This is a genomic window from Gordonia otitidis NBRC 100426 (assembly GCF_000248075.1).
GTDB classification, from domain to species: domain Bacteria; phylum Actinomycetota; class Actinomycetes; order Mycobacteriales; family Mycobacteriaceae; genus Gordonia; species Gordonia otitidis.
Window position 1 is genome coordinate 1 of the sequence record NZ_BAFB01000219.1, and the last position, 8141, is coordinate 8141.

The window sequence follows — 8141 nt, forward strand, 5'->3', positions numbered from 1 at the left end:
TACCTCAACGGTGAGCGCAGCCCGGGCGAGCGTAAGAAGTCGGCGGCGGATCCGTTCGAGCCGTTCCTGGCCTACGTCACCGCGCGTCTGGTTGAGGACCCACATCTGTGGTCACGGACGTTGTGCGACGAACTCGAGGACCTCGGCTACACCCCAGTCCTATCCGACATTGACCCGCCAGATCCGGCAACGTGGCCTGCGTCCGACATGTGAGGCGTGCGCCCTGGTGACGGAGCGGGCGAACGCGGTCATCGAGCATCCGCCGGGTGAGGAGACGCAATGGGATTGGGTGGAGTTACCGAACCCGCCGGACGAATGGGGTTGGGGTTCAACAGCATTCCTGCTTGTCGGGTCGTTGGCGCATTCCGGCAAATGGCGGGGCTACCTGGCGCCGGATATGACTCGCCCGCAGGTGATCGCCGGGATCGACCGCATCACCCGCCGACTCGGCGGGGTCACCAAGTCGTGGCGATTTGACCGGATGGCGACGGTTTGCCACCCGTCGACCGGCGCGTTGACCGCCGAGTTCGCTGACGTGGCCAGGTATTACGGGGTCTCGGTCGATGTGTGCCCACCTCGCAGAGGCAATCGCAAGGGTGTGGTGGAGAAGTCCAATCACACTGCTGCACAACGCTGGTGGCGCACCCTTCCCGACGAGACGACACCCGAACAAGCGCAAACCAGCTGCGACACCTTCTGCCGCACCCGCTCGGATGCACGGATGCGCCCGACCTCTGATGGTCGGGCGAGTGTGATCACGGTGGCCGCTCGCGAACCGCTCAGCGCCCCACCAGCGGCTCCGTATCCGGCCACGCTCACCGAGATGCGCACGGTATCGCGCCAGGCGCTGGTGGCGTGGCGCGGCAACCAGTACTCGGTGCCGCCGGAGGTGGCGATGAGTGAAGTCACCGTGAGCGAGCGGCTCGGGGACGGACACATCGACATCGCCACCGATTCGGGCATCGTGATCGCGCGGCACCGCCTCGCCACGCCCGGGTCGGGCGCCCAAGTGCGTGATCACGGGCATGTCGTCGCGCTGGAGACCCTGGCCAAAGCCGGCGCCTCCAGCAGCCGTCGGCCGCATCGCCGCAAAGAACGTATCCCACCCGGCCAGGCCGCCCGAGACGCCGCAAACACACTGCGCCACAACACAACCAACACCGACGATACCGGCCCGCAGGCATCGATCATCGACATGAGCGTGTACGAACGCGCCGCACAGAACAGGACCCACCTCCCATGACCACCAACACCAACACCGACACCGACACCGACAATGCTGGGCTGGACTCTTCGAATAGTGTTGGGCCACAGTCACAATCAGCGATCTCGGTCTACCAGCAACTACGCGGACATCTCGCCGTCCTCAAACTCGACGCCGCAGCCGAAGCCCTGCCCCAAGTCTTGGCGGCCGCCAGCGAGCACGAGTGGTCGATGACCCAGACTCTCGAGCACCTGCTGGGCATCGAGGTCGATGCCACCGAAGCCCGACGGCTTGCCGGGCGGTTGCGGTTCGCGTGCCTGCCCACCCCGGCCACGTTGGACGGCTTCGACTACGACGCCGCGCCCGGCGTGGACCGGGCGCTGATCCGCGAACTCGGGACGTGTGCCTACCTCGAATCGTCGACGAACGTGCTGCTCATCGGCCCGCCGGGTACGGGCAAGACGCATCTGGCGGTCGGGCTTGCGAACGCCGCGGTCCACGCCGGCTATCGCACCTATGTGACCACCGCCGCCGACCTGGCCGCACGCTGCCACAAAGCCGCGATCGAAGGACGTTGGGCCACCTGCATGCGATTCTTCGCCGGACCCACCTTGCTCGTCATCGACGAGCTCGGCTACCTCCCATTGCCGGCCGAAGCTGCTTCAGCCTTGTTTCAGGTTGTGGCGCAACGATATTTGAAAACATCCATCGTCATCACCACCAACAGGTCCGTCGCCGAATGGGGCGAAGTGCTCGGTGACACCACCGTCGCCGCAGCCATGCTCGACCGGCTGCTGCATCGCTCCGTCGTGCTCAAACTCGACGGCGACTCCTACCGGCTTCGTGACCATCACGCCCGCACCCACAGCCAGCGCACCGCCACCGCACCCACCAGAAGGTCGCTACAGTAGAAACCGCCCACGGGTGGGGAATTTCAGTGAGCACACCTGGGGAACTTTCTTGAGCCTCGTCACTCGCCCATGTCCATGGGCTGGGCCTGGTCGGCCCTCATCGGGTTCGGCGCGGGGAGCTTCGCATGGTCGCTCTCTGCCATCGGCACCCACTGCCGGCAGCCTGCCACCGCCGCAACTCTGTCCGGATTCGTCCAAGGCACCGGATATGTGATCGCCCTCGTCGACCCCTTCGGCATCAGTCTCCTAAACCAACTGTCCGGTTCGTGGACACCCTCCCTCATACTGTTGGCGACGACAGGCATCGGGATCGGCATCACCGGGATTCTCGCCGCTCGCCCGTGGATGATCAGAGAGAGCCCACCGACGAACTCGATGTAGCCCCGGCCGCTGCCGGAAGCCTGCTCCATGAGTTGCCCTCGCGGCTCGCTTGAACGCGATAGGTCCGTCGGCCTCGCCCACCGACCCGTCCCACGGACCTTCGCCATGACCCCCACCCACCCAGCCCACGAAGGCCGAGGGGCCCGTCCGGATGCATGTGTCAACCTACGCCCGAGATGAACTGTCCCCCAAGGGATTCTAAGTGCCGATAATGTTGAGTTATGACGTCACGACAGGCATCGGTTGCCAGCACATGGTGACGGTGGTGCCGTCGGGTCCGGTGGTGAGTGCGTGGGTGTCGCTGAGCGCGGTGATGAGTGCTAGTCCGCGGCCGCGGAAGCGCTCTGAGGGGCTGGGGTCCCAGGTGCCGGTGTCGGTGACGGTGATTTCGAGGGCGCCGTTGGGTCGGTGTCGGCTGTGCACGGTGACCGTTGCGGGTTCGGCGGAGTTCTTGCAGGCGTGTTCGGTGGCGTTGGCGACTGCTTCGTAGACGGCCAGGATGATGTCGCCGCGGCGTTCGGTGTCGGCGTCGACAGTGGCAGTCACCCAGAGGGTGAACAGTTCGCGCAGTGTGTAGGCGGCTTCGGCGGTGGCCGCGACCGAGCGCTTGAAGTCACCGGTGGAGTCGCCATCGAGGTGCTGTGATGAGTCCACGCGCCGTGTTTACCCAGTCGGGGTGCCGGTCATTTCGGTGGGGTCGGTCATGGCGGTGACGGCGTGGGCGAGGGAGGGGTAGAGGACGATCGTCTGGTCCAGGCCCATGAGTGTCAGGGGCCTGGACGTCGCGGGTGCGGCGGCGACGACTCCGAACAGTCCGGTCGGTGCGATGGCCTCGTGCGCGGCGACGAGTGCGGCCATGCCGGCCGAGGCCAGGAAGTCGGTGGTGGTCAGGTCGATGATCAGGCCGCGCGGTTGACCGGTCAACGCGTTCGTCACTGCTTCGGACAGTTGTGGTGCGGTGAGCACGTCGATGCTGCCTTGGACGGTCAGGATCACCAGTTCTTCGTGCTGGGCGGAGACGATGGTCAGCAACGCACGGCCGGCGTTGTCTCCGCTGTCGTCGACGACCACCGCGTCAGGGTCGACCACGGCGTCAGGGTTGTTTGGCTGCACTGGTGACTCTCGCTTCCATCGAAGGGGGCCACACAGTTGATGAGCGGCCACGGTCCCGACCGACGACATGACGACGGCTGCCTGCTGCACCGCCCTACCCATTTTGTCATGGTCGCCTGCCCGACATCGATGGGGTTGAGCGAGGACGTCAGGCGCCGCGGCCCTTCATCGGGTCTGTGCTGGAAGACCTCCCCTGACGGTCATACGAGACCACGTTCGAGATTGCGCATTCGATTGCGCGATTCGCATTCGAGCTGGTGGATCGTCGATTCGTCAAATCAGATGTGGTTGGGGATGTCGGAAACTCTTGCACTGTGCTGTCCGGGGCATGCTCGGCTACTGGGTGGGCGAGGTCGGTCCGTCGTGGTGGCGGTGCGTTGGCGTGGTGACCTCGGGGGTGGCCGGTGGGCTGGGGGTGGCCGGTGGGCTGGGGTGCGGTGAGGATGAGGTGATCGAAGTCTCGGCGCATGCCGTCGCCGGCGCGTAGTCGCGTGCTGGCGGCGACGACCCACGTCATCGTCGTGCCCCAACCAGGCCACCTGCGTGATCGGGGTACGCCAGCGGCAACGAGCTGGGAGAATCGATTCGTGGATGACGACAGACCTGACTCAGGGAGCCAAGATGCCCAGGGCAAGGATGCTGCGAGACTGGAGCAGTTGAAACGACGTCGCCAGCGGCTGGCCGATGGCGAACCGGCCACGGCGGAAACCGCGGCAGCAGCTGCGGCACATGCCCGGGAGTCGATGACGCGCGCCGTCGCTGCACACGCGTCCGCAGCTCAACGACATGATGACGCTGTTCTGGCACATGAACGCGCGGCGTCGATACATGCCATGGCCGCCGAACGTTCCGCCCCGGGGCGGGGCCTTGTCCACCGCGAGTCCGCCGAGGTCCGAGCACAACGCCGCTGACGACGAGCACAACGCAGCGGTCGATGCCCGCGACCTAGCCGAGCATCCCGAACACTAGACATCCAACCGCGGCCGCGACTGACCCCGCATCCCGGGCGCGCACATTGAGGTGCGCACGTCTCGACCCCAGGCCCAGCCCCTTCTCCGTCGCCCACACCGCCCCGACATACCCCGCCCAGGCCGCGGGCCACCAGGTCGGCGAAGAAGGTGTTCCACGATGCCTTGGTCTCACTGGTGGCCACCTGCATGCCCAACACCTCGCGGTCGATGGCTTGCGGATGGAGGGCTTCGCACTAATTGTGCCGGTGGCCTCTGACAGGTGTCAGTGGTCGATGTAGAGGCGTGCTGCATGCTGCTTGGCAGTGTCGCGGTGTCCTTCAGCGGCGCGGAGCGCATCGCGGAGAGATGCCAGTGCTTCGGTGATGCCGGCGATGGCTTCGGCGGGAGTGGTGGGCGCCCCAAGGGTGTCGGTGGCGAGGTCGTCGCGTTGGGCGAGGTCGCGGTAGCTGCGCTCGATGTCGAGGACCTGGCGTTGCAGGGCGTTGATGGGGTCGTAGAGCGCGTCGATGGCGTGGTCGAGTGTCCGGCCGGAGTCGTTCACGATGCTCCTCATGGTGTCAGGGACGTGTTGTGGCGCTGTGGGTTAGGTGCGGTAGGCGTGGGCTCGGTGGTCGATCTTGACGATGACGATGGTGTGGTTGGGATCGTCGGTGCGCAGCAGGATGCGGTAGTCGCCGCGGCGTGCGCTGTGAAGGCCTTCGAGGTCGTCGCGGAGCGGTTTGCTGAGGCGGTGCGGGTTGCCTGCGAGGGGCCCGGAGATGAATTCGATGACAGCGTGGACGATCCGGGATGGTAGACGCCCGAGATCGCGGCGTGCGGGGGATGCGACCTCGACGCGGTACTCATCGGCCGAGTCCGTGGGATTGTCGCTCACTGGGGCGGCATACCGTGTTCGGCGCGCAGGTCCTCGAGGGAAACGGTGTGGCCGGCGGCGTACTCGACGTCGGCAGCCGCGACAGCTTCGCGGATGCCGGCGCGTGAGAGCCAGTAGATCGTGTCGTGCAGCGATTCGAGGTCGTCAGCCGACATCAGCACCGCGGCAGGTTTGCCGTGCTTGGTGATCGTGATGATGTCGTGCGTGCTCTCGGCGCTGTCGATGAGCGCGGAGAGCTTGTCCTTGGCTTCACCGAGAGGCACTGTCGTCATGCATTCAGCCTAGCCGCTAGACTGGCCAGAATCTAGCCATATGTTTAGCCGATAGTTTACCTTATGTCAGGTAAACCACTGCATATTGCATCAGATGCATCACCTCGCCACTCCTCCTGGTCCTGACCGCGGTCACGAATCCCGTTGCTTAGCAGCGGCATTCGAGCAAGCAACACGGCTTTGACGCGAGGCTGGGCGCTTGAGGCCGGGCTGCGTTGCCAGGAAGTCAACCCGATGACCTGCGGAGTGGCGTTGATGATGCATTGGATGAAATCAATGATGCATCAGATGAGACGCCCCGGCGATCTGTAAAAGGATTGCTGTGGCAACCCGGTCCGGCGCATAGTCGTGGCATGCTGCGCTTCTGTGCTGATGTCTCGGCCGCGGACTGGATCACGCGAAGTCGTGACGCGACCGACGACGTCGCGTCGGGCCAGGCATGGAAGTCACTAGCACTGTTCGGCCCTCCTGAGTTCGAGGCCTACGCGCGGGTCCGCTTCATGCCGGATCCCGGATCGACAGGTACAACAGCGCCCGCCCGCACACCCGCCTCGGCAACGCCCCACCCGCCGAGTACGAGGCAGCGCACTGCGCTGAGCCCACCAAGTCATCGCGACCGGCAATGACACCTGCATAGACGTGGCATCAACGCGTAGATGTTTCAGTTTCTTCTGTGCTGGGGCTGTGTCAGGTGCTGGACCGGGCGTAGGCAGCGGCGCGCACCACATCGTCGTCCTCCAGTCCAGCTCCTATTGCTCCGCCCACGGTGGCCAGGCTGGCGGTGAGCCAGCTGATCTTCGCGTAGTCCAAAGCGTTCACTGGGTGACCGGCGATACCGGCCAGTACCTGCTCGTCGATGAGCAGCAGCGCGCCGACCCAGGACAGGATGAATAAGCCGAGGTAGAACACCACAACCCCGATGGCCACGGTCGCGGTGGTGGCCAAATTGAACAGGATCACCTGCTCACGTTGGGCTCGCCGCCGTGGGCGCTCCCACAAGTCGGCTCCCAGGATCAGGGTGGCACCCACCGCCCCGATCGCCATCACCGCCAGCAGGACCAGGCGCACCGGCCCGTAGGCCATGGCCAGTACCCATAGGTCCGAGGCCACCAATGTCAGCATGCCGGTGGCCGCTGCCCCGACCAGCGCCCGGGAGAGCCGGGCCACGAAGGCCCAAGGCTGGTTGGCGCGGATCATGCCCAGCAGCAACCGCACGTTGCCGCTCAGCACTCGGGCCGTGAACTGCACGACGTTGGCGTCCGGGCGTTCGTCGAGATCGGTGGACAGCTGGTGGGCTCTTCGAGCAAGATCCCGCTGGGCGTTGGGGTCTTCGGCGTCGTAGCCCAGGAGCTGCCCGACCACGTGCACGGTGGTCTCTTGCACCTTCTGCCGCACGTGCACGGGTCCCAGGGTTGGGACGGAGACCAGTCCTACCCCGTGCACGGGGCTGAGCTGGGTGAGCACCGGACGTCGGCCGGTCTTCAGGGGGATCTCGGTGAGCACCACGGCCAAATCCCAGTTCTCCTCCAGCACGCGGTTTCGGGCCGCCTCCAGCAGGTCCAAGGTCTCGGTGGGTGGATCGACCAGCCGGTCTTCGGCCATCTTCAGTTGCCAGCGCACTCCCGGATACCGCTGCACCAAAATCTTGCGCACCGAGGTGGTGACCTCGGGGCCGAGCACCGCACTCAGGGATGGTGAGACCACCAGGCCGATGAGCAGCTCGGCATCGGAAAGGGGTTCGGCAGGATCGGCGGTGGATCGGCAACGCTCAGCAGTCACCCCTCCATGGTGAGGCAACCACGGTCGGATTGCCACTGGCTCGATGGAGCCCCCAAGGTTTCGCGCAGCACCGCGGGCCGGATTCGGTGGTCGCCTCGATCCCGGAAAGAGCGGTGCTGCTCACTGCGAAATCCTCTCCCCGCCGACGCCGCCAGCGCGAAGACATCACAGCCAGCGGGCCCGGCACCTGCCGGTGTCGAGGACGGCTTCTCGATGATGCTGCAGTGACGGATCGGTTAAAGTGCTTCGGCGGTGTGGGAGCAGTGATCAGCGTGGGGCCGGTCGATTCCGTTCGGACAGGTGATGCATCGACTGCCCAGCGGCAGGTGCGGTATCTGGCAAGTCCAGCCGTCACCGACCTCGAGAGGGTTGCTAGACATGAACCCGTCAACGTCGGACATGTAGGTGTCGGTGGCCCGCTTGGCGGCCCCACAATCAACGCCGGGAGTCAACGCCACAATGTCCAGGATGCCGTCTGGTCCCCAGGCCACCCCGCAGCTACGGTCCCTGATCCATGCCGGCGGCGGGGGAGTGACGATAGTGGTGGGCGCCTGGGTCGGCGACGAACTGGAGCCACTCGATGCAGTGTCCTCGCTGTCGCTACAGCCAACTGTGGTCAGTGCGATGGCGACCAGG

General features: G+C 65.5%; 10 protein-coding genes and 2 pseudogenes. 4 read left to right on the forward strand and 8 right to left on the reverse strand.

The features are described from left to right. Together GOOTI_RS21015 and istB are read left to right on the forward strand one after the other, a co-directional pair. Positions 1 to 1243: pseudogene (locus tag GOOTI_RS21015) on the forward strand (Mu transposase domain-containing protein); the annotation flags it as partial. Then, on the forward strand, positions 1240 to 2115 hold the full coding sequence (gene istB / locus GOOTI_RS21020) for an IS21-like element helper ATPase IstB (RefSeq protein WP_007240627.1): 876 nt from the start codon (positions 1240 to 1242) through the stop codon (positions 2113 to 2115). The pseudogene GOOTI_RS21015 and the gene istB, both read left to right, overlap by 4 nt. A 59-nt stretch (positions 2116 to 2174) precedes the next feature. Here the strand turns inward: istB and GOOTI_RS21025 are convergent, their stop codons facing one another. From GOOTI_RS21025 to GOOTI_RS21035, 3 genes are all read right to left on the reverse strand, one after another. Beyond that, positions 2175 to 2525, reverse strand: a complete 351-nt coding sequence (locus GOOTI_RS21025) for a hypothetical protein (protein ID WP_039994511.1) — start codon at positions 2523 to 2525, stop codon at positions 2175 to 2177. 190 nt (positions 2526 to 2715) lie between these two features. Continuing rightward, positions 2716 to 3150 carry an ATP-binding protein gene (locus GOOTI_RS21030; RefSeq protein WP_007240629.1) on the reverse strand — a complete coding sequence of 145 codons (435 nt, stop codon included), beginning with the start codon at positions 3148 to 3150 and terminating at the stop codon, positions 2716 to 2718. 9 nt (positions 3151 to 3159) lie between these two features. Beyond that, positions 3160 to 3585, reverse strand: coding sequence for an STAS domain-containing protein (locus tag GOOTI_RS21035; RefSeq protein ID WP_138985343.1), 426 nt, complete (start codon positions 3583 to 3585; stop codon positions 3160 to 3162). A gap of 331 nt (positions 3586 to 3916) precedes the next feature. Here GOOTI_RS21035 and GOOTI_RS25860 point away from each other — a divergent pair, with 331 nt between their 5' ends. Both GOOTI_RS25860 and GOOTI_RS25865 read left to right on the forward strand, forming a co-directional pair. Further along, positions 3917 to 4096: a hypothetical protein gene (locus GOOTI_RS25860; protein ID WP_007240631.1), complete on the forward strand. Its 180-nt coding sequence runs from the start codon at positions 3917 to 3919 to the stop codon at positions 4094 to 4096. A 100-nt stretch (positions 4097 to 4196) separates the two neighbouring features. Continuing rightward, positions 4197 to 4520 (forward strand): hypothetical protein, encoded by a 324-nt coding sequence (locus GOOTI_RS25865; protein ID WP_138985344.1) that lies wholly within the window; start codon positions 4197 to 4199, stop codon positions 4518 to 4520. An 86-nt stretch (positions 4521 to 4606) separates the two neighbouring features. Here GOOTI_RS25865 and GOOTI_RS27310 read toward each other — a convergent pair. The 5 genes and pseudogenes from GOOTI_RS27310 to GOOTI_RS21065 all read right to left on the reverse strand — a co-directional run. After that, positions 4607 to 4783: pseudogene (locus GOOTI_RS27310) on the reverse strand (transposase); the annotation flags it as partial. 59 nt (positions 4784 to 4842) lie between these two features. After that, on the reverse strand, positions 4843 to 5121 hold the full coding sequence (locus GOOTI_RS21050; protein ID WP_007240633.1) for a hypothetical protein: 279 nt from the start codon (positions 5119 to 5121) through the stop codon (positions 4843 to 4845). Positions 5122 to 5163: 42 nt separating this feature from the next. Then, positions 5164 to 5454, reverse strand: coding sequence for a type II toxin-antitoxin system RelE family toxin (locus GOOTI_RS21055; RefSeq protein WP_007240634.1), 291 nt, complete (start codon positions 5452 to 5454; stop codon positions 5164 to 5166). Then, positions 5451 to 5726 carry a type II toxin-antitoxin system Phd/YefM family antitoxin gene (locus GOOTI_RS21060; RefSeq protein WP_007240635.1) on the reverse strand — a complete coding sequence of 92 codons (276 nt, stop codon included), beginning with the start codon at positions 5724 to 5726 and terminating at the stop codon, positions 5451 to 5453. The genes GOOTI_RS21055 and GOOTI_RS21060 overlap by 4 nt, the downstream gene beginning before the upstream one ends. Positions 5727 to 6413: 687 nt before the next feature. After that, positions 6414 to 7505, reverse strand: a complete 1092-nt coding sequence (locus tag GOOTI_RS21065; RefSeq protein WP_007240636.1) for a hypothetical protein — start codon at positions 7503 to 7505, stop codon at positions 6414 to 6416. Between the last annotated feature and the right edge of the window lie 636 nt (positions 7506 to 8141).